Origin of the sequence: Amycolatopsis iheyensis (assembly GCF_024703995.1) — a bacterium.
GTDB lineage: Bacteria > Actinomycetota > Actinomycetes > Mycobacteriales > Pseudonocardiaceae > Amycolatopsis > Amycolatopsis iheyensis.
The window spans coordinates 242730-265724 of sequence record NZ_JAMXQV010000002.1 but is presented as its reverse complement, the minus strand read 5'-3'; the positions used below and the strand labels follow the sequence as shown (position 1 = coordinate 265724).

Sequence of the window (22995 nt, the reverse complement as noted above, 5' to 3'; positions counted from 1 at the left end):
CGGCCTGTTGCCACGTCCACCCGCCTATTCGCCGATGACCGGCGGGCTGGTCCGCTGGTCGGTACCGAAGATCGCGTCCGGGTCCGCCTCGATCAGGTAGTCCGGCCGCTGGTGCTCATCATCGTCCTCGCCCTCGCCACGCCGGCCGCCGGCACCCATCGGTCCCATCTGGCCCGAGCGGCCCGAAGCCGACCGCGCCGCGGCGGCCTCCGCCGCGGCCGCGTTGCCGAGCCCGCCCATGCCGGAGCGGCCACCGCTGCCGAGCCCGCGCTCCCCCGCCGCGCCACTGCCGCCGCTGCCACCAGTGCCGGAGCCGCCGATCGGACGGCCGTTCGAGTCCAGCAGCCGGCTGCCGGCGTTCCCGCTGGTCGGCCCACGGCCGCCGGTGCTCGAGTTCGGGTCGCTGCCGAAGGTGGTCGAGTAGTTCTGGCCGCCGCCCCCGCCGGTGCCGGTCGGGTAGAAGTCGATCCCGTCGGTGCCGATCGGCGTCTTGCCCGGCCGGTCGGTCGACGGCAGGGGCCGGTTGGTCGGCCGGGTCGTGCTCGTCGGCCGGGTCGTGTCGGTCGGCTGCGTGATGTCCGTCGGGCGCCCGGTGACATCCGTGGGCCGACCGGTGACATCGGTCGGCCGTCCGGTGACGTCCGTCGGGCGGCCGGTGACGTCCGTGGGACGGCCCGTGACGTCGGTCGGCCGGCCGGTCTCGTGGGTCTGGTTGGTGTCGACGCTCGTGGTCGAGGTGTGGTCGTCGACGGACTCGTGCGGGTTCGGCTTCAGCTCGTGGATCACGGGCGGCGGCTTGATCGGCGGCGGCCCGCCGCCCTCGTACTCGACCGAGATCGTGGAGCCGTCGGACTGGAGGAGGCCGTAGTCGGTGGGCAGGCCCGACATGTTGCCTTCGGTGACGGTGTTGTACTGGTCCATGACGCGAACGTTGGTTTCGTTCGCCTGGTTGTACTTCGCCATCCCCTCCTCGTAGTTGTCCATGTCGTTCTTGGCCATGAACGGCCCGGCGATCGGGATCGCGGACTTCAGGCCGATGCTCCACGGACTGGGCTTGTCGGGCTTCGGCGGGATCTCCACGACCGCGCCACCGGAATGGTCGAAGACCTCGGCCTGGGTGTCGACGGACTGCGTGGTGCCGTCCATCGGCGCCGCGTTGTCGTAGAAGGCCCGCTCCATCGGCCCCGCGCCCGCGTTGGCCGCGTCGGCGGCGTCGCCGCTCCAGGACTCCACCATCCGGGCCTGGAGCGCCTTGATGGTCTCGCCGCGCTCCCGGTAGGTCGAGGACAGGGCGTTCACGTCCGAGGAGAGGTCGCGGAGGCCGCGGGTGTCCCCCTGCTTGAAGTTGTCGTAGATCTGCTTGCCGTCCACTCGTCAAGCCCCCTTGAGTGTCTTGATCGCCGCGGCCGCCGCCTGCGTGGCGGCGCCGCAGGAGTCGTCCTGCCCCTGGTAGCCCTCGGCCTGCACGTCGATGGCGAGGTCGTCGGCCACCCCCACCGCGATGGCGCAGCTGCCGTCCGCGCGGCGGTCGGAGATGTCGACGTAGATGGTCGGATAGCCCTCGGTGGCCGGTGCGGGCTCGAGGAACTTGATCAGCTTGCCGTCGCGGTAGGCGGCGTAGAACCCCGCCAGGCCGCCGACGCCCTTCTCGCGGTTCCCGGTGCCGAGGATGACCTGCAGCCCCATGCCCTCGCCGTGGATGGTCCAGCCGCACGACGGCCCGGCCGCCGTGTCGGACGACGTGCCCTGCGGCCGGAACTCCCCCGCGTCCGTGTAGCGCAGGGAACCCAGCACGTCCTGCGGCACGAGGGCGCAGGTGTCGGTCGTGTACTTGCCGGCGTCGAGCGGCGGCGCGGTCACCTTCGGCACGTCGGGGTCGGCCGCGCCGCTCGAGGGCGCCGTCGAGTCCGAAGTGGCCGGAGCCGGGCTGGCTTCACCGCCGGTCGTGGACGTGCAGGCCGCGAGAAGAACGCAGGCCGAGATCGAGAAGGCGCCCGCGAGGAGCGCGTTGCGGGTCACCCTCATGTCGCCGACGGCTTGAAGGTGGTCGCCAGGCCCGCGTCGGTCACCAGCATCTTCGACCGGGCGTCCTTGAGCTTCTTGATGTAGTCCTGCGCGTACTTGCGCATCGACTCGTTCTGCTTCTGCAGGGCGCCGAGCGATTCGACCGTCTTGCCCGCGTAGTTGTCGCTCACCGAGTCGCGTCCCGGGGCCAGCGCGGGGTTGCCGCGCATCCGCTCGATCAGCTGACCGTCGTGGACGATCTGGTCGAGCAGGTCCTCCCACTGGCCGATCACACCGGACAGCTCCTCCGGGTCCATCTTGAACTGACCGCCCTTGCCCCCGCCGTAGACGGGAGCCGAGTTCTCGAAGACATCTCCCCAAAGATCCTTCGCCGCCTGGCCGGCCTCGCCGATGAACACGACCCGCACCTTCCCCTCAGTTCACCCACTGTGATGGTGCAAAGATTAGCCAACTGTCTCACGACCTGTCAGCGAATCGCCGCAACGTTCCGACGTCGGTGTCAGCGGATCGGTTCCCGGGCACTCCTGGTCACAGTACGTACGTACGGATTGCGAGAAGGTGGTCCGCGGTGCCAGGATTTCAGGATGCCACGCGTAAGCCAGGATCACCTCGACGCAAGACGGCGCCAGATCCTCGACGGCTCGCGAGTGTGCTTCGCGCGCTACGGCTATGAAGGTGCCACAGTCCGGCGCCTGGAGGAAGCCACCGGGCTGTCCCGGGGCGCCATCTTCCACCACTTCCGCGACAAGGAGTCGCTCTTCCTGGCCCTCGCCGAGGACGACGCCATCCGGATGGCCGACGTCGTCGCCGAGCAGGGCCTGGTCCAGGTCATGCGCGACCTGCTGGCCGGCGGCGACCACCCGGCCGACTGGCTCGGCACGCGGCTCGAGGTGAGCCGGCGGCTGCGCACCGACCCGGAGTTCCGCGCCCGCTGGGCCGAGCGGTCCGAGCAGCTGACCACCGCCACCCGGCTGCGTCTGCTGCGCCAGCGGGAAGCCGGCAACCTGCGCGACGACGTCGACGTCGACGTCCTCACCGCGTTCCTCGAGCTCGTCCTCGAAGGACTCGTCTCGCACCTGGCGATGGGCCTGCCCGCCGCGGGCCTGGGCCCGGTGCTCGACCTGGTGGAGGAGACGGTGCGGCGGCACCGGCCCGGCACGGCCTGACCCGGCGTGGTCCAATGGCCCGCGTGGATCTCCTCGAGGCGCACGGCCAGGCGTTGCGGGCCTTCGGCGACGCCGTCCACGCCGCCGGCGCAGCCGAGTGGGGCCACCGCACGCCGTGTCCCGAGTGGACGGTCCGCGACCTGGTGAACCACCTCGTCGCCGAGCAGCTGTGGGCGCCTTCGCTGCTGGCCGGCGCCACCCTCGACGACGTCGGCGACCGCTTCGACGGCGACGTGCTCGGCCCGGACCCGGTGTCCGCTTGGGACGCCGCCGCGGAAGCCGCCCGCGAGGCCTTCCTGGACGACGGCGTGCTCGAACGCGCGGTCCACCTCTCCTTCGGCCTGGTGCCCGCCCGCGAGTACGCCTGGCAGATGACGATCGACGCCGCCGTCCACGCGTGGGACCTGGCCACCGCGCTCGGCCTGCCGTGCCCGGTCACGTCCGACCTCGCCGAGCGGCTCCTCGACGTGGTCCGCCCGTGGGTGGACGAGTGGCAGGGGCTCGGGATCTTCGACCCGCCGGTGGCGGTCTCCCGCGACGCCGGCGCCACGGCCCGGCTCGTGGCGCTGCTGGGACGGCAGCCCCGCTGAGTCACCCACCGAGGTGAGCGCGCCGCCACACGGATCTTCCGGCGAGCCGGGCCGGGGACACGTTAAGATTGTCCGCAAAACCGCAGTACACACCGATTCCCCTGCTAGGAGTGACCGTTTCGTGCGCGCAGCGCAGTCACCCGGTGACAGTACCGGGCCGGGTGACCGACCCGGCTGTCCGATAGGTTCATCCCCCGCCACCAGGGCGGGTGCGACGTGATCCAAGTCCTCTTCGCCGTGCTCGGCGTCCTCCTCTTCGTGCTGCTGACGGTCGGCACCGGTCTCGCCGTCGCCGCCGAGTTCTCGCTCACCGCGCTCGAACGCAGCACCGTGGACGCCAACGTGCGCCAGGTCGGCGACCGGCGCGCGCTGACCGTGCAGAAGGCCCACCGGACGCTGTCCTTCCAGCTCTCCGGCGCCCAGGTCGCGATCACGCTCACCACGCTGATCACCGGTTACCTGGCCGAGCCGCTGATCGGCGAGCTCGTCCGGCCGCTGCTGACCGGCGTCGGCCTGTCCGAGGCGTTCGCCGCCGGCGCGTCGGTCGTGCTCGCCCTGGTCATCGCCACCTCGCTGTCGATGATCCTCGGCGAGATGGTGCCGAAGAACCTCGCGATCGCCCGGCCGCTGCCCACCGCGCGCGCCGTCGCCGGGTACCACTCGCGGTTCTCCGCGTTGTTCCGCTGGCTCATCACGCTGATGAACAACAGCGCGAACTTCCTCGTCCGCAAGTTCGGCATCGAGCCCCAGGAAGAGCTGCGGTCCGCGCGGTCACCGCAGGAGCTCGGCTCGATCGTGCGCTCCAGCGCCGAAAGCGGCACGCTCGACACCTCGACCGCCGAGCTGCTGGACCGCTCGCTGCGGTTCGGCGACCGCACCGCCGAAGAGCTGATGACACCACGCGTGCAGCTGGAGTCCCTCGCGATCGACGACACCATCGAGGACCTCATCGACCTCTCGCGCCGCACCGGCTTCTCGCGGTTCCCGGTGCACGCCGAGGACCTCGACGACGTCCGCGGCGCGGTGCACGTGAAGCAGGCCTTCGCGGTGCCCGCGGCCGACCGGGCGAAGGTGCCGATCGGCTCGGTCATGCGGCCGGTGCCGACCGTGCCCGAGTCGCTGCCCGGTGACGACCTGCTCAACCGCCTGCGCGACTCCCGCTTCCAGCTGGCCATCGTCGTCGACGAGTACGGCGGCACGGCCGGGCTGGTGACGCTGGAGGACGTCGTCGAGGAGATCATCGGCGACGTCCGCGACGAGCACGACGACCACGAGGGTCCGGCCGCGCAGCAGGTCGGCACCGACAGCTGGCTCGTGTCCGGGCAGCTGCGCGCCGACGAGGTCACCGACGTCACCGGCTTTCGGATGCCCGACGGCGACTACGAGACCATCGCCGGGCTGATCCTCGAGCGGCTGGGCAAGATCCCCGCCGAGGGCGACGCCACCGAGGTCGACGACTGGCGGCTCACCGTCACCACGATGGACAAGCACCGGATCGCCGAGGTCGAGGTGGCCCCGGTCCGCGCTGCGGCCGAGCCCGAGGTGGCGTCATGAGCGACTGGCTGAACATCGCCCTGGTCGTCGTCCTGCTGCTGGCCAACGCTTTCTTCGTCGGCGCGGAGTTCACGCTGATCTCGTCCCGGCGGGACCGCCTGGAAGCGCTGCTGGAACAGGGCAAGACCCGGGCGAAGATCGTCATCAACGCGAGCAAGCACGTTTCGCTGATGCTCGCCGGCGCGCAGCTGGGCATCACCATCTGCTCGCTGCTGCTCGGCCGCCTCGGCGAGCCCGCCATCGCGCACCGGCTCTCGGCGTTCTTCGACCTGCTGGGCCTGCCCGAGACGCTGCTGCACGCGGTGTCGTTCGCCATCGCGCTGGCGTTCATCACCGTGCTGCACGTGCTGATCGGCGAGATGGTGCCGAAGAACCTCGCCATCGCCGAGCCCGAGCGGCTCGCGCTGTGGCTGGTGCCGGTGCACGTCGCGTGGGTGAAGGTGGCCAACCCGTTCATCTGGCTGCTGAACTTCGTGGCCAACTCGCTGCTGCGCGCGGTGAAGGTCGAGCCGAAGGACGAGCTGGAGACCGCCTACACCTCCGACGAGCTGGCCGAGCTGCTCAGCGAGTCGCGGCGGGAGGGCCTGATCGACCAGTCCGAGCACCAGCGGCTCACCCAGACGCTGTCGTCGGTGCAGAAGACGGTCGCCGACGTGCTGGTGCCGACGGCCGAGCTGACCACGCTCCCCTGCGGGCCGACGGTCGGCGACGTCGAGCAGGCGGTCTCCTCGACCGGCTTCTCGCGGTTCCCGGTGTGCACCGACGACGGGCGGCTCACCGGCTACATCCACGTCAAGGACGTCCTCGACCTGGCGGGCCACGACCCGGCGACGGCCGTGCCGCCGGAGAAGACCCGCGCGCTCACCGAGCTGCGCGCCGACGCCCGGCTCGACGTCGCGCTGTCGGCGATGCGCAAGGAGGGCAGCCACCTGGCGCGGGCGCTCGACCCGGGCGGGAACGCCGTCGGCGTCGTCGCACTGGAGGACCTGGTCGAGGAGTACGTGGGCACCGTGCGCGACGGCACCCACGTCGGCGCATGACCGCCGTGGAGGTGCTCACGGAACCGGACTGGCTGGCCCGGGAGGCGGCGCACGTCTCACGCATGCGCGAGTGGACGGTCCCGCACCAGGAGCGGCGCTCGCGCGGCGAGAAGCACCCGGTGCTGGACTTCCTGTTCACGTACTACTCGTACCGGCCCTCGCACCTGGAACGGTGGCAGCCCGGGCCCGGCGTCGCGCTCGCCGGGCCCGCGGCACGCCGCTTCCTGGACCGCAAGGGCTACGTCCCGACCGCGGACGGCGTCGTGCTCGATCCGGCGGGCTTCACCGAGAACAAGGCGCGGACCGCCGAGTTCGTCCTGGGCCTGCTGAGCGCGACGGCGTCCCGCGCGCCGCGGCTGAGCTGCTTCGGCCTGCACGAGTGGGCGATGGTCTACCGCGAGCCGGCGGACTCGGTGCGGCACAACCAGGTGCCGCTGCGGCTCGGGTCCGCGGGCACCGACGAGGTCGTCGAGGCGCTCGACATCCGCTGCGGGCACTTCGACGCGTTCCGGTTCTTCACCTCGCCCGCGCGGCCCCGCAACGAGCTGGCGCCGACGAGGGAGACGCAGGTCGCACTCGAGCAGCCCGGGTGCCTGCACGCGAACATGGACCTGTTCAAATGGGCGTACAAGCTCGATCCGTTCGTGCCCGCCGAGCTGGTGGCCGACTGCTTCGAGCTGGCGGTGGAGATCCGGACGCTCGACATGCGGGCGAGCCCGTACGACCTGGCGGCGCTCGGCTACCCGCCGGTGCGGATCGAAACGGCGGCTGGACGCGCCGAGTACGCGCGAAGACAGGCCGAGTTCGCCCGCCGGTCGGAGCCCCTGCGTCATCGCCTGATCGCGCATTGCGATCGCCTGGTCAGCGCAGCACCCTGAGCGCGGGCCACTGTGAGTCAGATTATTCTCTCTCCGATACTCACCTGTTAGGGTGATAACGGTTTGGTTGCATCGCAGCGCGTGCTTGGCATGCGCTCACCCCCGAAAGGATGACGATGGGGCGACACACCCGGGACGAGGAGCCGGTGCCGCACCCTCTCGACCGCACCGAGGGCCGTCCTTCCGGACCCCATCAGCCCGCCGGCCGCGAGGCGGCCGAGGGCCGCAGTGAAGCTTCGGGCGCCTTCCGGAAGCCGGGCCGCAGCTCGATCTCCGACGCGTTCCGCAAGCCCGGCCGCGGCTCTGCGCGGGGTGAAGGCCGTAGTGAGGCGTCGGGGTCCTTCTTCGTCTCCGGTGGTGAGGCCTCCGGCTCCCACCCGGCTGTTCCTTCTTCCGGTTCGTATCCCGCTGCCCGCGGTGAAGCTTCCGGCGCCTACCCCGCCGTTCGTGGAGAGTCCTCGGGTTCGTATCCCGCTGCCCGCGGTGAGGCTTCCGGCTCGTACCCCGCCGCCGCCCCGCCGGCCGGCCGCCGTGGGGAAGCCTCCGGCTCCTATCCCGCCATGAGTGCCGGCCGCCGCGGCGAGACTTCCGGCTTCCACGCCCCGGCCGGGCGCGGCGAAGCCTCCGGAGCCCACCCCGCCGCCGTCGCCCAGCCCTCGGCTCGACGTGGCGAAGCGTCCGGTGCGTACCCGGTTGCCAACCGCCAGGGCGAGGCGTCCGGTGCGCACCCGGCCGCCGGCCGCAAGGGCGCCCCGCGCACCGGCTCGCAGCCCGTCGCCCGGCAGCCGGAGAGTGCCGCCGAGCGGACCGAGGTCATCACCCGGCACGGGGAGACCTCCGGCAACTACCCGATCACCGCCCGAAGCGAGTCGTCCGGGTCGTTCCGGGCCGCCAGCCGCGGCGAAGCGCCCCCCGAGGGCGAAACCGAGACCACCGGGTCCCGCCGGGGCCGCCGCCGCACCGAAGCGCCCGCCGAAAGCGAGAACCACTCCACCGGTTCCCGCCGCCGCGCCGAGACCGCCGAGGGCGAGACCCGCTCCCGCCGTGGCGGCGCCGACGCCACCACCGAACTCGAGACCCCCGGCCGCCGCCGGATGCCCGGCCGCGGTGACAGCACCGGTCCGCACCGGACCGCCGGCAAGAGCGAAACCACCGGCTCCCACCGCACCCTCGGCAAGGGCGAGGCCACCGGCTCGCACCGGATCGTCGGCAAGAAGGCGCCGCGGCGGCGGATCGCCGGCTGGCCGATCGCCTGCGCCGTGCTCGCCGCCCTCATCGGGCTCGGCGTGATCGGCTGGAACTGGGCCGACAGCGAGCTCAACAGCCGCGCCGAGGCGCAGGCCACCAGCTGCTCGCAGGGCACCTCGCACATGCGGATCATCGTCACCCCGAGCGTGCAGAAGCCGATGACCGCCGCGGCCGACCGGTGGAACAAGGCCGCCACCGTCGTGCACGGCCAGTGCGTGCACGTGATGGTCGAGGCCAAGCCGTCTTCGCAGGTGCTCGACGCGCTGGTCGGGCGCTCCAACCTGAGCGCGATCGGCGGGCTCCCGGCCGCGTGGCTGCCCGAGTCGTCGTACTGGGTCAGCGAGCTGACCACGAAGAAGCCGGAGATGATCGGCTCCCCCGCGCAGTCGGTGGCCAACGCCCGTTCGGCGGACTACCCGTTCATCGGCCTCGCCGGCCAGGGCGTCGACGACACGCTGCTGCGCGCGGCCCAGACGTTCCGCGAGTACCTCGAGCAGCCGGCCCAGCAGGCCGACTTCGCGGCCGCCGGGATCAAGTCGACCTAGACGCGGGTCCCGTTGTCGAGCTCGGCGACGACCGCCAGGTCGTCGTCGGCCAGCTCGAAGTCGAAGATGCCGAAGTTCTCGCGGGTGCGGGTCGTCGTCGCCGAGGCCGCCACCGCGACCGTGCCCGCCTGCAGGTGCCACCGCAGCACGATCTGGGCCGGGGTCTTGCCGTACTTGGCCGCGAGGGCGGTGACCGTCTCGTCGGCCAGCAGGCCCGCGTTCGCCGCCGGGCTTGACGCCGCCGTCACGATGCCGCGCTCGGTGTGGAACTCGCGCAGCGGGAGCTGCTGCAGCCACGGGTGCAGCTCCACCAGGTTGACCGCGGGGACGGCGCCGGTCGCGTCGATCAGCCGGCGCAGCTCCGCCACCCCGAACCCGGCCACGCCGAGCGCCCGGACGCGGCCGTCGGCACGCAGCCGGCTCAGCGCCCGCCAGGTGTCGGGGAACGCGCCCTTGGTGCCGTCCAGCAGGCACAGGTCGGCCCGGTCGAGCTGGAGCGCGGCCAGCGCCTGGTCGGCGGCCCGGCGTGCGGCGTCGTAGCCCTGCGCGGGCACCTTGACGCTGACGAACAGGTCTTCGCGGGGAATCTCGGCCACGGCGAGGGCGGCGCCGACGGCCGCTTCGGTGCCCGGCGAGGTGTCGATGCCGCGGTAACCGGTGTCGAGGGCGATGCGGACGGCCCGGCCGGTTTCGGCCGCGGTCAGCCCCGCGACGCCGAACAGCAGCTGGGGGATGCGGACTCCGTCGGACAGGGCGAGCGAAGGCGGGACGGCCATCTACCGGTGATCCTCACTTCGGATGCGGCGCGGGTGTCCTCCATCATTCCACCGACGGCGTCCGCTCGCGCAGGTATCCGGCCGTCGCCGCGTCGGCCGGGAAGAACGACTCGATCACCAGTTCCGCCACCGTGACGTCCAACGGGGTGCCGAACGTGGCCACCGTGCTGAAGAACGTGAGGTCGGCGCCCTCGTGGCGGAACTTCAGCGGGACGAAGATGTCACCCGGTCCAGGGACCTCCACCTCGGGCACCGGCTGATCGCACGGGTACCCGCGCAGCTCGGCGAGCAGGTCGGTGAGCCCGGCGTCGGCGGTCTGCTCCACCTGCCGCCGCAGCCGGCCCAGCAGGTGCGCCCGCCACTCCCCCAGGTTCAGGATGTGCGGGGCCATGCCGGCGGGGTGCAGGGTCGCGCGCAGCACATTGGTGGTCAGCTCGGGCGGGATCCCGGCGACGAAGAGCCCGATGCTGGCGTTGGCGTCGACGAGGTCCCAGTTCCGGTCGACGACGGCGGCCGGGTACGGGTCGTGCCCGGCGAGCAGCTGCCGGACCGCCTGGCGGACGGCGCTCATCTCCGGGTCCCCCAACGCGTTTTCGGTGTAGGCGGGCGCGTACCCGGCGGCCAGCAGCAGCCGGTTGCGCTCGCGCAGCGGGACCTCGAGGTGCTCGCCCAGGCGCAGCACCATGTCCCGGCTCGGCTTCGAGCGGCCGGTCTCCACGAAGCTGAGGTGGCGGGTGGAGATGTCCGCCGAGATCGCGAGGTCGAGCTGGCTGATCCGGCGCCGGTCGCGCCATTCCCGCAGCAGCTGCCCCACCGGCCGCTGCCGGTGCACCGTAGTCGTCACCCGGGCGACGCTACGGCGATCACCGAGCCGCGGCCATTACCTCCGGGGTAATGACGGCGCATTACCTCCCGCGTAATCGACGCGCCGCCGCCGCGCCGCCAGAGTGGGTCCCAGCGCAGGACGACGGAAGCCGTTGTCCCCCAACGAAAGGAACCACCATGAGTGACGTCCGCGGGCTCGTCGAGCAGTACATCGCCGTCTGGAACGAGACCGACGCCGCCCAGCGCCGCGCCCTCATCGCCGACGTCTTCACCGAGGACGCCGGCTACACCGACCCGCTCGGCGCGGTCACCGGCCACGACGGGATCGACCAGTTCGTCGGCGGGGCGCAGCAGCAGTTCGCCGGGCTGACCTTCAGCCTGCCCGCCGACCCGGACGCGCACCACGACCTCGCGCGGTTCCAGTGGCACCTCGGCACGCCGGGCGCCGAGCCGGTCGCGATCGGCTTCGACGTCGTCGAGCTCGCGGACGGCCGGATCGCCCGGGTGCACGGCTTCCTGGACAAGATGCCGGGCTGAGGAAACGGCGTGCGGGTTCCCGGGCAGGGGAACCCGCACGCCTCCCGCGCCGCGTCAGCTCTTGAGCGCACCCCGCCAGCGCACGGTCGGGCGCAGCTTCTCCGGGTTCACCCGGTGCTTGTTGGCCCCCACGATGTCGAACATCGACTCGATCAGCGTGTCCGAGAGCAGGTGCGGCGCCAGCCCCAGCCCGACCAGCCCGGTGTGCTGCACGTTGTAGTAGTGCTCCGGGGCCTCGGTGCGCGGGTTCTCCAGCTGCTCGATCTGCACCGGGCCGGGGAACCGCTCCGCGACGAGGTCGGCGATGGCCGCGACGGACATGCTCTCGGTCATCTGGTTGAAAACGCGGAACTCGCCCGGCTCGGCCGGGTTCTCCACCGCCAGCCGGATGCACTCCACGGTGTCGCGGATGTCGATCAGCCCGCGCGTCTGGGCGCCCTTGCCGTACACCGTCAGCGGCTGCCCCAGCACCGCCTGGATGACGAACCGGTTCAGCACGGTGCCGAACACGGCGTCGTAGTCGAACCGGGTGGCCAGCCGCGGGTCCAGCGCCGTCTGCGGCGTCTGCTGGCCGTAGACCACGCCCTGGTTGAGGTCCGTCGCGCGCAGCCCCCACGCGCGGCAGGTGAACTCGATGTTGTGCGAGTCGTGGACCTTGGTCAGGTGGTAGAAGGAACCCGGCCGCTTCGGGAACAGGACCCGGTCCTTGCGCCCCTTGTGCTCGAGGTCCAGCCAGCCTTCTTCGATGTCGACGTTCGGCGTGCCGTATTCGCCCATCGTGCCCAGCTTGACCAGGTGGATCGACGGGTCGATCTCCGCGATCGCGTACAACAGGTTCAGGTTGCCGATCACGTTGTTGTGCTGGGTGTAGACCGCGTGCTCGCGGTCGATCATCGAGTACGGCGCGGACCGCTGCTCGGCGTAGTGGACGATCGAGTCCGGCGCGAAGTCGCGCACCGCGGCGAAGAGGAACTCCGCGTCCAGCAGATCGCCTTCGTAGCGGCCGATCGTGCGTCCGGACACCTCGTGCCAGGCGGCGATCCGGTCCTCGAGGGACTCGATGGGGACGAGGCTTTCGACGCCCAGTTCGACGTCGTACCCACGGCGGGCGAAATTGTCGAGAACGGCTACCTCGTGGCCTTTGTCCGATAAGTGCAACGCGGTCGGCCAGCCCAGATATCCGTCACCGCCGAGAACCAGCACTCGCATTGTGCCGCCTTTCCTGCTCGTTTACCGCACCCGACGGTATAGATCACTCACTGATGAAGACCTGGCAATAGCCTGTGAATCTCCTATGCGTAGGGGACCCGGACGGCGGCGCTCCGGACCCGCGGGGAGGATGGGGGCATGACGACCGTAACCAACGAGGTGCGGCCCCGCACAACGGAGAAGACCCGCCGCCGGGGCTGGGCCCGCCTCGCCCGCGCCGCCGCGACGTCGGTCGCCGCCACGGTCCTCAGCCAGGTCGTGCTGCTCGCGGTGCTCGCCGGCGGCGGCGCCGCGGCGCTCGCCTCCACGCTGGCCTGGGCGGCCGGCGCGGTGCTGAACTTCCTGGTCACGCGCCGCTGGGTGTGGGGCCGGACCGGGCGCCCGCGGGTGCGCCGCGAACTGCTGCCCTACCTGGTCGTCATCGGTCTCGGGGGCCTCGCGTCGATCGGCCTGACGACGCTGGCCGGCTCGCTGCTGACCCCGCTGAACCTGCCCCACTTCTGGTGGGTCGTGCTCGTCGACGGAGCGTACGTGGCCAGTTACGCGCTCGTGTTCGTCGTCAAGTTCACGCTGCTCGACCGGCTCGTGTTCGGCCGCGGCGCAGCACGTACCCCCGCCACCACGTCCCCGTCATGACGCGGGCGTAGTTCGCGCCGTAGACGAGGCTGCCGCCCTTCTTGCTCTTGCCCGCCTTGCGCAGCCGCATGCTCATCGGCAGTTCGAGGATCCGGGAGCCGCGCGCGGTCACCCCGAGCATCAGCTCCGACGACTGGTACTGCGGCTCGTTGAGCGGGACCGCGCAGGCCAGCTCCGCCCGCATGGCGCGGAACCCGAACGACGTGTCGGTGATCCGCCGGGCCGTCAGCACCGACGCCAGCACGGCGAAGACGCGCACGCCCAGCCACCGGACGCGGCTGTCGGCCTCTTCGTGGCCGAGCCGCCGCGACCCGGTGACGAAGTCCGCGGTGCCGTCGACGACCGGGCCGGCCAGGGCTTCCAGCTCGCTGTTGTCGTACTGGCCGTCGGCGTCGGTCGTCACGACGTACTCCGCGCCGGCCTCGGCCGCGAGGTGGTAGCCCAGGCGCAGCGCGGCGCCCTGGCCGCGGTTGCGCGGCGCGACGCAGACATACGCGCCGTGGTCTTCGGCGATCGCGGCGGTGTCGTCGGTGCCGCCGTCGACCACGACGAGCACGTCGACCCGCATGCCCAGGCACTCGTCCGGCATCTTCTCCAGGACTTCGCCGATGCCACCTGCCTCGTTGTAGGCGGCGATGACGACGGTCAGCGGCGCGAGCTTCAGGTCCGGGTGCCGGCCCCGGAAGTCGGCCAGCGCACCGGAGTCGACGTCGTCGGGGAACGCGGCGAGGCGCTTCCGGCTGGCGGAGGTCAGCGCCGTGAAGCCGAGTGCGCCGGCCACCGGGAAGAGCACCAGCGCGGGGATCTGGTAGCGCCACGAGAACTGGAACACCGCCGAGGCGAACAGCAGCAGGAGCCCGCTCGAGGCCGCCAGCAACGCTCCCGCTCGAGCCCGGTCCAGGGGTTTCTTGCGGCGGAACACCGTCAGCAGCCCCAGGAGCGCGCCGATGCCGAGCACCGCGCCGGGGACGTAACCGCCGCCGAGCTGGTAGCCGCGCAGGATCTTGGCCAGTGGCTCCTCGACGCTCGCGTTGACGCCGTCGTTCTGCTGCGTGACCAGGTCGATCAGCGACTGGTCGGCCCACTGCGGGTAGCTCAGCTGGAACTGCCACCGGTCCAGGGGGACGTCGGTGGGGTCCTGCTCGCGCGTCCAGGCGAAGCTCTTGGCGAAGTCGTTCAGGATCGCCGCGGCGACGTCGCCCGGCTGCTCCTTCAGGACGTCGACCGCGAACTCGTGCGCCAGCGCGGCCTTGTCCGCGCCCGGTGGCAACGGTCCCGGCCAGTTCGGGTCGAGGTCGGCGTGGGTGTAGTTGTCCACCAGCCGCGTCTCGCGCGGCTCGGCCGGGCAGAAGACCTTCAGCTCCGCCGAGAGGTCCAGGTTCGCGCAGTCGGCGACGGCGGCGGTGCGGCCGTAGAGCATGTTGCCCGACGGCCCGGTCAGCCCCCATTTGCCGGTCTCCGAGTGCACCCGCGCGGAGTACGGCACGAGCACGACGAGCAGGCCGAGCAGCCCCACGCCGGCGCGGCGCCAGCCCACCCAGTGCCGCCACGCGCCCCCGGCGGCGACCAGGAACACCAGCAGCGGCAGGGCCAGGGAGATCCCGATGAGCCGGGTCAGCACGCCGAAGCCGAGCAGGAGCCCCGCGACGCCGGCGCGCTTCCAGCCCGGGGTGCCCCAGCCGAGCAGCAGCCAGAGGAGCCCGAGCAGCACCGCCTCGAAGACGACCTCGGACATGATGTTCTGCTCGATCTGCAGCTGGTAGGCGTCGAGCAGCACCGGCACCGCGGCGAGCGCGCCGACCCACGGGCGGCCGCCGAGGCGCAGGACCAGCGCGTAGACGCCGATCGCGATGAGGATCCCGCCGGCGTGCTGCACGGCCGCGACCCACGCCAGCCCGCCGACGGCCAGCAGCGGGCGCAGCACCAGGTCGTAGCCGATCGGGTCGAGCTGGTCGGCGCGCAGCGCGTGCAGGTTGTCGATGTAGCGGAACGAATCGATGTAGAGCAGCGCCGGCCGGTAGGCGAGCCAGGTCAGCACCCGGAGCGCGATCGCCGGAACGAGCAGCAGGAGCAGCAGCCAGTGCCGCCGGAGGAACGCTCTCACTGTGTCGCTTGTGGACGGTCGAGACCGGAGAAGTACTTCCACGCCGTGGCCAGGCCGTCGGTCAGCGAGACTTCGGGCCGGTACCCGATGGTTTCGGCGCTGCCGGAGACGTCGACGACCACCGCGGGCATCTCCCCCGCCGGCGCCTCGATGTGCTCGACGGGCAGCTCGGCGCCGGTCACCTCGCGCACGGCCTCGACCATCTCCAGCACCGACACCGAACGCCCGGCACCGACGATCGCCCGGCCGGTGTGGCCGCTGTCGAAGGCCGAGAGGAGCGCGCGGACGACGTCGTCGACGTGCACGAGGTCGCGGCGCTGGCGGCCGTCGCCGTAGATCTTGACGCCGCCGCCGGTGAGCGCGGCCCGCATCATCCGGGGCACGAAACTGTCCTTGTGGGACATTCCCGGGCCGTAGACGTTGGTGAACCGCAACGCACACGTCGTCATGCCGTACGCGCCGGCGTAGCCCGAGAGCAGCATTTCGCACGCCGCCTTGGTGGCGCCGTAGGGCGTCAGCGGCCGCAGCGGCAGGTCCGGGGTGATCGTCGCGGTGCCGACGTTGCCGATCACCGCGTTGGTCGAGGCGAGCAGGAACTTCGGCACCTCGCGGCGGCGCGCGAGCTCCAGCAGCTCCTGGGTGACGAGCACGTTGTCGGCGAAGGTGTCCTCGGGCAGCTCGACCGACTTCAGCACCGACGTCAGCGCGGCGAGGTGCACGATCCCGGCGGTCTCACCGGTCACGGCTTCCTCACGGACGGCGGCGTCACGCAGGTCGCCGGTCACGACGCGGACACCGCCGGCGTCGTCCGGGAACGGGACCCGGTCCACGACGGTGACCGGGACACCCCGGTCGCGGAAGGCGCGCACGACGGCCCGGCCGATGAAGCCGCTGCCGCCGGTCACGACCACGGACGTCCGATCAGGACCGTGCGCACTCGCCATGGCGTCAACCTACCCGCCGACCCTGTGTGGCCTTCGTGGGCCCGCGTACGCAGAAGTGCGTATGGCCGCCGGCGGCGCCGGGTTGGTGTCCTTGTCGGGTCAGGAAGCAATGGGGAGGAAGGCTCACCATGAAACGACTCTTCACCGTTCCGGCGCTGTTGCTGGCCTCGCTCGCCGGGGCCCTCACCGTGTCGGCCGCGCCCGCCCAGGCCGCCACGACCGACGTCGGGATCATCCCGGCGAGCCGGTCGTGCCCGGTCGGCACCGAGGCCGTCGTCATCCGGATGGACGACGAGGACTCGGGCAACGCCAACTCGCGGGGCGGGTTCATCGGGGCGGTCAGCAGCACCAGCAACACGGAGATGTTCTTCTGCCGGGTCAACGGGACCGCGTTCCGCGGGGTCACGCAGTCCGGCTCGTTCCGGCCCTACGCGGTGCTGAAGCTCGGGGCGAACTGCCCGAACGGCTCGCAGGAGTTCTCGCGCCGGTTCGACAACGAGGACGACAGCAACAACAACTCGTTCTCGGGCAACATCTTCCCGAACGTGAGCGACAGCAACACGCTCCTGCGGTTCTGCCTGTTCGCGCCCGGGGTCGCCACGACGACGGCGTTCCCGAACGTCGGCTTCAGCTACCTCGTGTTCTCCGGGGTGGACTCGTCGGGCTTCTTCCACACCGACGACGAGGACGACAGCAACAACAACTCCTACAGCGCGCCGGCGGGGGTCAGCAGCATCGCCCAGTCGATCGTCAGTGCCGGTTCGAACACGACGCTGAACGTCCGGATCGCCCGGTAACGTCCGGTTCGTATCTCCCTCGCCTCTCCCGGGTCTTTCCTGTCCGGGAGAGGCGAGGGGGATGGATGAGCAGTGAGCTGACGGCGCGGTGCCTGCACCGCGCCCTCGACGTCGTGAACGAGTTCCGCGCGGCCGGCCCGGCGGCAGGTCTCGCCGGGCTCGGCCGGCTGATCGGCTGCGACATCGTCTCGTGCACCAGCACCGAGCACACGACGCGGCGGCTGACCGGCACCGTCACCGACCGCCCGGAGCACAACCTCATGCGGCACCCGGAGTTCCGGGCGAACGCCCACCAGCACCCGGCGTTCGCGGCGCACCGCGAGGGGCGGCTGGCCCTGGGGACGGCGGTCGCCCTGACCGACCTGGCGGACCTGCGCACGTTGCGCGCACTGCCGCTGTACACCGACTTCTACCGGCCGCGGGGCACGGTCGACCAGCTGCTCTGCGTGGTCCAGGTCGACGCCCGGCACGGGCGGATCCTGACGCTGAGCCGCTCACGGCCCGGGTTCTCACCGCGTGAGCACGCGCTCGCGGACCTCCTGGTGCCCCACCTGGGTCAGGCGTTCGCCCGCGCGGAGGCCCCGGCGGTCCAGCCCCTCGCCGGTGTGTCGGCCGACGTGCTCACGACCCGCGAGCGCGAGGTGGCCGAGCTGGTCGCCAGGGCGGCGACCGACCGCGAGATCGCCCGACGGCTGGGCATCAGCGCGCGGACGGTGCAGAAGCACCTGCAGCAGAGCTACCGCAAGCTCGGCGTCGCGAGCCGCACCGAGCTGATGGTGCACCTCCGCTAGGCGAAAGCCTCCGGCGGCGGGCAGGAGCAGACGAGGTTGCGATCACCGGCCGCACCGTCGATACGGCGGACCGGCGGCCAGATCTTCGCCGCGGCCGGGCCGGCCGGGAAGACCGCCGTCTCGCGGCTGTACGGGCGGTCCCACTCCCCCGCGACGCAGCGCGCCGTGTGCGGGGCCTGCCGCAGCGGCGAGTCCGCCAGGGGCCACTGCCCCGCCGCCACCTGGTCGATCTCTGCGCGGATGGCGATCATCGCCGCGCAGAAGCGGTCCAGCTCGGCCAGGTCCTCGCTCTCGGTCGGCTCCACCATCAGCGTGCCGGCGACCGGGAACGACATCGTCGGCGCATGGAGGCCGTAGTCCGCCAGCCGCTTCGCGACGTCGTCGACCGTGACGCCGGTGGCCTTCGTCAGCGGCCGCAGGTCGAGGATGCACTCGTGGGCGACCAGGCCGTCGTGGCCCGCGTACAGCACCGGGTAGTGCTCCCCCAGCCGCCGCGCGACGTAGTTGGCGTTGGCCACCGCGACGAGCGTCGCCCGGCGCAGGCCGTCGGCCCCCATCATCCGGACGTACGCCCACGAGATGGGCAGGATCGACGCGCTCCCCCACGGCGCCGCGCTGACCGGGCCGACGCCCGTCGCGGGCCCGGCCGCCGGCTGCAGCGGGTGGTTCGGCAGGAACGGCGCCAGGTGCGCGCGGACCCCGATCGGCCCGACGCCCGGCCCACCGCCGCCGTGCGGGATGCAGAACGTCTTGTGCAGGTTCAGGTGCGAGACGTCGGCGCCGAACCGGCCGTACTGCGCCACGCCGATCAGCGCGTTCAGGTTGGCGCCGTCGACGTACACCTGCCCGCCCGCGTCGTGCACCAGCGCGCAGACCTCGCCGACGGTGTCCTCGTAGACCCCGTGCGTCGAAGGGTAGGTCAGCATGATCGCGGCGAGGTCGCCGCGGTGGGCGTCCACAGTGGACCACAGGTGCGCGAGGTCGATGTTCCCGGCGTCGTCGCACCGGACGACCACCACCCGCATGCCCGCCATCACCGCGCTGGCCGCGTTCGTGCCGTGTGCGCTGGCCGGGATCAGGCAGACGTCCCGCTCGCCCTCGCCGCGCGAACGGTGGTAGGCGCGGATGGCCAGCAGCCCGGCGAACTCGCCCTGGCTGCCCGCGTTCGGCTGCAGGGAAACCGTGTCGTAGCCGGTGATCCGCGCGAGCCACGCGCTGAGGTCGGCGACCACTTCGAGGAGCCCGGCGGCGTCCTCGGCCGGCGCGAACGGGTGCAGCCCGGCGAACTCCGGCCAGCTGACCGGTTCCATCTCGGCGGTGGCGTTGAGCTTCATCGTGCAGGAGCCGAGCGGGATCATGCTGCGGTCGAGCGCGACGTCCTTGTCGGCCAGCTGCCGCAGGTAGCGCAGCAACGCCGTCTCCGAGCGGTGGGCGTGGAACACCGGGTGCGTCAGGAACTCACCCGTCCGCCGCAGCGGCGCCGGCAGCGCGTCCGCGGTGTCCGCGTCGAGTCCGTCCACATCGGACACCGAGACGCCGAACGCCTTCCACACGAGGGAAAGCCGTTCGCGGGTCGTGGTCTCGTCGCAGGCGACACCGACGTGGTCTTCGTCGATCCGGCGCAGGTTCACGCCGAGGTCACGCGCCGCCTCGACGACCGCGTCCGCGCGGCCGGGCACCGCCGCGACGACCGTGTCGAAGAACTCGCCGTGCACGACCTCGACACCGCCTTCGCAGAGGCCGGCCGCGAGCACGGTGGCCATCCGGTGGGCGCGCAGCGCGATGCCGCGCAGGCCGTCGGGCCCGTGGTACACGGCGTACATCGACGCCATCACGGCCAGCAGGACCTGTGCGGTGCAGATGTTCGACGTCGCCTTCTCGCGGCGGATGTGCTGCTCGCGGGTCTGCAGCGCGAGCCGGTACGCGGGCGCGCCGTCGGCGTCCTTCGAGACGCCGACCAGCCGCCCCGGCAGCTGCCGTTCGAGCCCGGTCCGGACGGCGAGGTAGGCGGCGTGCGGCCCGCCGAAGCCGAGGGGGACGCCGAAGCGCTGCGTCGAGCCGACGGCGACGTCGGCGCCGAGCTCGCCGGGTGGCCGCAGCAGGGTCAGGGCGAGCGGGTCGGCGGCGACGACCACCGCCGCGCCGGCCTTCTTGGCGTCGGCGATGGTGAAGTCGTACTCGCGCACCGCGCCGGACGCGCCCGGGTAGGACAGCAGGATGCCGAAGAAGTCGCCGCCGAGGCCGAGTCCGGTCAGCCCCTGCGAAAGGTCCTCGACGACGAGTTCGATGCCGAGGGGCTCGGCGCGGGTCCGGAGCACGGCGAGGGTCTGCGGCAGGATGTCCTCGTCGACGACGAACCGGTTCGACGGCGACTTCCCGACCCGGCGCACGAGCGTCATCGCCTCGGCGGCCGCGGTGGCCTCGTCGAGCATCGACGCGTTGGCGACGGGCAGCCCGGTGAGGTCGGCGACCATGGTCTGGAAGTTGAGGAGGGCTTCGAGCCGTCCCTGCGAGATTTCGGGCTGGTAGGGCGTGTAGGCGGTGTACCAGGCGGGGTTCTCGAGGACGTTGCGGCGGATGACGGGCGGGGTGACGGTGTCGTGGTAGCCGAGCCCGATCATCTGCGCCATGGGCCGGTTCCGGGCGGCGAGCTCCCTCAGCTCGGCGAGCGCCTGGGCTTCGGTGGCGGCGGGCGGCAGTTCGAGCGGCTCCGCGGACTGCCGCAACGACTCGGGGACGGCACGCGAGGCGAGTTCGTCGAGGGAGGCGACGCCGATGACGTCGAGGATGCGCCGGAGGTGCGCCGGACCGGGCCCGATGTGCCGGTCGGCGAAGGGAATGCCCTGCTCGAGCGAGGCAAGCGAGAGATCCACGATGGCCTCCTCAGAAGGGCGGTGACGTACAACCCAACCCTAGAGCGAAAGGTGACCAAGGCGGGGATCCGGGGGCAAAGCCCGGGGCGACCCCAAAGCAAAAGGCGACCACCGCGGCGGTCCGAGGACGAAGCCCGGGGCAGGCCCAAAGCAAAAGGCGACCACCGCGGGGATCCGGGGACGAAGCCCGGGGCGGCCCCAGAGCAAAAGGCGACCACGGTGGAGGTCCGGGAGCGAAGCCCGGGGCGAAAGGCGACCACGACGGGGGTCCGGGGGCAGAGCCCCCGGGCGGGGTGTGGGGGTTGCACCCCCACAAGACACGCCGGAGCGAGATCGGCGAGCGCGTAGCGCGAGCGGAGCCTCGCGACGAGCGAGGCACCCTCCCCACTCTGTCCGTACCCGCGAAAGCAGGCGCCTGAGAGTTTCGCCCGCAGGTTGAGCCGGGCTTGCACCGTCGGCGGGGCCATCAGGTTGTGTCCTGACGACCCGCTTTCCAGAGGCGTCTCGTCCGCGCGGTCCAGGGTGCCTGAGAGGTTCCGGGGAGGACTTGCTCCTTCGGCGCCGAGCTCAAGGTGTGGCTCGGACTCTCCCGCGCGGATTCGTCGACCGCAGGGGGAACCTTACTCGCCTCCCCGCGGCGGTGATCACCCGGTCCGGCGGGCGTTGCGGCGCTGGGTCAGCTCGTCCGGCTCGTGCGTCTCGACGACTCCGCCGTCGGCGCGCTCGGCCGGGAACTCGTGGATCGTGCCGCTGATCTCCTGCATGGCGCCGCTGACCGCGATGCCGAACACGCCCTGGCCGCCCTGGAGCAGATCGACGATCTCCTCCGGCGACGTGCACTCGTAGACCGTGGTGCCGTCGGAGAACAGCGTCACCCGGGCCAGGTCGCGAACCCCGCGCACGCGCAGGTGGTCGACCGCGACCCGGATGTTCTGCAGGGAGACCCCGGTGTCCAGCAGCCGCTTGACGACCTTGAGGACCAGGATGTCCTTGAACGAGTACAGCCGCTGCGAGCCGGAGCCGTGCGCCGTGCGGATGCTGGGCGCAACCAGCTTCGTCCGGGCCCAGTAGTCGAGCTGGCGGTAGGTGATCCCGGCGATCTGGCACGCGGCCGGGCCGCGGTAACCCACCAGCTCGTCCGGCAGCGAGTTGTCGGGGAACAGCTCACCCTGCTCGCCACTCGCGACCTCAACAGGCTGCTTCTCGGAACCAGCCTCGACCACGCAAGCCTCCCCTCGCCCGACCTGACGGCCGGCGAATGACAGCCGGAGGAGTCCCAGGAGCGGGACCCACCGGAGATCAATCACCACGGTCCGGCCCCAGACCGTGAATCACACCGTGGCGATTTACCTCCTTCGACGGTAAGCGCCGGGAGAGTGCCGGTCAACGCGACGCGCGGCAAGCCTCAACGGTCGGATGAGCCTTTGAGCCGTTCGTCGTACCCCGGAGCCGGTTGTTCAAACCTCTTGCGTCGATTTACTCAGGCGAGTACATTTTTACTCATGCAAGTAAACACCGACCTCATGGCCGAGATGGGCCTCAGCGTGACGGAGGCGGCCCGCCGCGCCCAGATCATCGGCGCGACCATCGGCGTCATCGCCGACCTGGGTTACCGGAAAGCCACGTTCGCCAAGATCAAGGAACGCGCCGGCCTCAGCAGCACGCGGATGATCTCCTACCACTTCACGAACAAGGCCGGCCTGATGCAGGCCGTGCTGAGCACGGTCGTCGAGACGAAGAACGAGTTCCTGGCCGCGCGCACCGGCGGCGCCCTCGACCCGGCGGACCGGCCCGGCTACCTGCGGGCCCACATCGAGACGTCGATCGCGTTCCTGCGCGCGTACCCGGAGTGCGTCCGGGTGCTGACGGAGCTCTCGGCCAACTCGGACGACGCCGAGGGCTGGTCGATGACGAAGGTCCTGGTCGACGACATGCGGGTGCACGGGCTGGCCCGCCAGCTCAAGCAGGGCCAGGCGGAAGGCGCTTTCGGCGCCTTCACGCCGGAGGTGATGGCGATGTCGATCGCGCAGGCGATCGACGGGGTCGCCGCGGCCTACGCGGCGGACCCGGCGCTGGACCTGGAGAAGTACGAACGCGAGGTGGCGGACGCGTTCGTCAAAGCGACGGCGCCGTGAGCGCCCGGTCGAGGCGCTCTTCGATGCGGGCCTTCGGGAACGCGCCGACGATCGTCTCGACCGGCTCGCCGCCCGCGAACAGGATCATCGTCGGCAACGACATGACCTGGTAGGACCGCATGGTCTCCGGGTTCTCGTCCGCGTCGATCTTGCGGACGGCGAGCTTCCCGGCCCGCTCGGTGGCCAGCTGCTCGAGGACCGGGCCGACCATCCGGCACGGGCCGCACCAGGTGGCCCAGAACTCGACGAGCACCGGGACGTCGCTGCCGACGACCTCGGCGAACGTCGCGTCGGTGACTGCGGGGATTTCGGACATGACGGG

General features: G+C 71.6%; 22 protein-coding genes and 1 riboswitch. Of the genes, 11 read left to right on the top strand and 11 right to left on the bottom strand.

The window, feature by feature from the left end:
• Positions 1-24 precede the first annotated feature (24 nt).
• From M8542_RS04935 to M8542_RS04925, 3 genes are read right to left on the bottom strand one after another with little or no spacing between them, the layout of a single operon-like run.
• Positions 25-1371 (bottom strand): hypothetical protein, encoded by a 1347-nt coding sequence (locus tag M8542_RS04935; protein WP_257918781.1) that lies wholly within the window; start codon positions 1369-1371, stop codon positions 25-27.
• Positions 1372-1374: 3 nt separating this feature from the next.
• Positions 1375-2025, bottom strand: coding sequence for a DUF3558 domain-containing protein (locus M8542_RS04930; RefSeq protein WP_257918780.1), 651 nt, complete (start codon positions 2023-2025; stop codon positions 1375-1377).
• Positions 2022-2423 (bottom strand): hypothetical protein, encoded by a 402-nt coding sequence (locus tag M8542_RS04925; protein WP_257918779.1) that lies wholly within the window; start codon positions 2421-2423, stop codon positions 2022-2024. The genes M8542_RS04930 and M8542_RS04925 overlap by 4 nt, the downstream gene beginning before the upstream one ends.
• 186 nt (positions 2424-2609) lie before the next feature.
• Here M8542_RS04925 and M8542_RS04920 point away from each other — a divergent pair, with 186 nt between their 5' ends.
• From M8542_RS04920 to M8542_RS04895, 6 genes are all read left to right on the top strand, one after another.
• Positions 2610-3191, top strand: a complete 582-nt coding sequence (locus tag M8542_RS04920) for a TetR/AcrR family transcriptional regulator (RefSeq protein ID WP_257918778.1) — start codon at positions 2610-2612, stop codon at positions 3189-3191.
• A 14-nt stretch (positions 3192-3205) separates the two neighbouring features.
• Complete coding sequence (locus M8542_RS04915) at positions 3206-3781, top strand: TIGR03086 family metal-binding protein (RefSeq protein WP_372508479.1); 576 nt, start codon at positions 3206-3208, stop codon at positions 3779-3781.
• 216 nt (positions 3782-3997) lie between these two features.
• Positions 3998-5335 carry a hemolysin family protein gene (locus tag M8542_RS04910; protein ID WP_257918776.1) on the top strand — a complete coding sequence of 446 codons (1338 nt, stop codon included), beginning with the start codon at positions 3998-4000 and terminating at the stop codon, positions 5333-5335.
• Complete coding sequence (locus M8542_RS04905; RefSeq protein WP_257918775.1) at positions 5332-6375, top strand: hemolysin family protein; 1044 nt, start codon at positions 5332-5334, stop codon at positions 6373-6375. The genes M8542_RS04910 and M8542_RS04905 overlap by 4 nt, the downstream gene beginning before the upstream one ends.
• Entirely contained in the window at positions 6372-7253 is an 882-nt protein-coding gene (locus M8542_RS04900; RefSeq protein ID WP_257918774.1) for a 3-methyladenine DNA glycosylase, read from the top strand. The genes M8542_RS04905 and M8542_RS04900 overlap by 4 nt, the downstream gene beginning before the upstream one ends.
• Before the next feature lie 560 nt (positions 7254-7813).
• Positions 7814-9046 carry a hypothetical protein gene (locus M8542_RS04895; RefSeq protein ID WP_257918773.1) on the top strand — a complete coding sequence of 411 codons (1233 nt, stop codon included), beginning with the start codon at positions 7814-7816 and terminating at the stop codon, positions 9044-9046.
• Here the strand turns inward: M8542_RS04895 and M8542_RS04890 are convergent.
• Positions 9043-9822 (bottom strand): aldo/keto reductase, encoded by a 780-nt coding sequence (locus M8542_RS04890; RefSeq protein WP_257918772.1) that lies wholly within the window; start codon positions 9820-9822, stop codon positions 9043-9045. The two genes, M8542_RS04895 and M8542_RS04890, sit on opposite strands and share 4 nt — an antisense overlap.
• A gap of 43 nt (positions 9823-9865) precedes the next feature.
• Entirely contained in the window at positions 9866-10666 is an 801-nt protein-coding gene (locus M8542_RS04885; protein WP_257918771.1) for a helix-turn-helix domain-containing protein, read from the bottom strand.
• Between the two features lie 158 nt (positions 10667-10824).
• Between M8542_RS04885 and M8542_RS04880 the strand changes: the two genes are divergently transcribed.
• Positions 10825-11184 (top strand): nuclear transport factor 2 family protein, encoded by a 360-nt coding sequence (locus M8542_RS04880; RefSeq protein ID WP_257918770.1) that lies wholly within the window; start codon positions 10825-10827, stop codon positions 11182-11184.
• Positions 11185-11238: 54 nt separating this feature from the next.
• Here M8542_RS04880 and M8542_RS04875 read toward each other — a convergent pair whose 3' ends face one another.
• Entirely contained in the window at positions 11239-12393 is a 1155-nt protein-coding gene (locus M8542_RS04875; RefSeq protein WP_257918769.1) for an NAD-dependent epimerase/dehydratase family protein, read from the bottom strand.
• 138 nt (positions 12394-12531) lie between these two features.
• Here M8542_RS04875 and M8542_RS04870 point away from each other — a divergent pair, with 138 nt between their 5' ends.
• Positions 12532-13029: a GtrA family protein gene (locus M8542_RS04870; protein WP_257918768.1), complete on the top strand. Its 498-nt coding sequence runs from the start codon at positions 12532-12534 to the stop codon at positions 13027-13029.
• Here the strand turns inward: M8542_RS04870 and M8542_RS04865 are convergent.
• Positions 12959-15133 (bottom strand): glycosyltransferase family 2 protein, encoded by a 2175-nt coding sequence (locus tag M8542_RS04865; RefSeq protein ID WP_257918767.1) that lies wholly within the window; start codon positions 15131-15133, stop codon positions 12959-12961. The two genes, M8542_RS04870 and M8542_RS04865, sit on opposite strands and share 71 nt — an antisense overlap.
• Entirely contained in the window at positions 15130-16077 is a 948-nt protein-coding gene (locus M8542_RS04860) for an NAD-dependent epimerase/dehydratase family protein (protein WP_257918766.1), read from the bottom strand. The genes M8542_RS04865 and M8542_RS04860 overlap by 4 nt, the downstream gene beginning before the upstream one ends.
• A 128-nt stretch (positions 16078-16205) precedes the next feature.
• Here M8542_RS04860 and M8542_RS04855 point away from each other — a divergent pair, with 128 nt between their 5' ends.
• The gene (locus M8542_RS04855; protein WP_257918765.1) at positions 16206-16874 is read left to right on the top strand and encodes a hypothetical protein; all 669 of its coding nucleotides are present in this window, start codon (positions 16206-16208) and stop codon (positions 16872-16874) included.
• Positions 16875-16939: 65 nt separating this feature from the next.
• The gene (locus M8542_RS04850) at positions 16940-17665 is read left to right on the top strand and encodes a helix-turn-helix transcriptional regulator (RefSeq protein ID WP_257918764.1); all 726 of its coding nucleotides are present in this window, start codon (positions 16940-16942) and stop codon (positions 17663-17665) included.
• Here M8542_RS04850 and gcvP read toward each other — a convergent pair.
• Both gcvP and M8542_RS04840 read right to left on the bottom strand, forming a co-directional pair.
• Complete coding sequence (gene gcvP / locus M8542_RS04845) at positions 17662-20541, bottom strand: aminomethyl-transferring glycine dehydrogenase (RefSeq protein ID WP_257919229.1); 2880 nt, start codon at positions 20539-20541, stop codon at positions 17662-17664. The genes M8542_RS04850 and gcvP overlap by 4 nt on opposite strands.
• A gap of 500 nt (positions 20542-21041) precedes the next feature.
• Positions 21042-21140, bottom strand: a riboswitch (glycine riboswitch).
• A gap of 42 nt (positions 21141-21182) precedes the next feature.
• Positions 21183-21761, bottom strand: a complete 579-nt coding sequence (locus M8542_RS04840) for a MerR family transcriptional regulator (protein WP_308210239.1) — start codon at positions 21759-21761, stop codon at positions 21183-21185.
• A 279-nt stretch (positions 21762-22040) separates the two neighbouring features.
• Between M8542_RS04840 and M8542_RS04835 the strand changes: the two genes are divergently transcribed.
• A complete protein-coding gene (locus tag M8542_RS04835) occupies positions 22041-22673 on the top strand; it encodes a TetR/AcrR family transcriptional regulator (RefSeq protein ID WP_257918763.1) in 633 nt (210 codons plus the stop codon).
• Here M8542_RS04835 and trxA read toward each other — a convergent pair.
• Positions 22654-22989 carry a thioredoxin gene (gene trxA, locus M8542_RS04830; RefSeq protein ID WP_257918762.1) on the bottom strand — a complete coding sequence of 112 codons (336 nt, stop codon included), beginning with the start codon at positions 22987-22989 and terminating at the stop codon, positions 22654-22656. The genes M8542_RS04835 and trxA overlap by 20 nt on opposite strands.
• Positions 22990-22995: the final 6 nt, after the last annotated feature.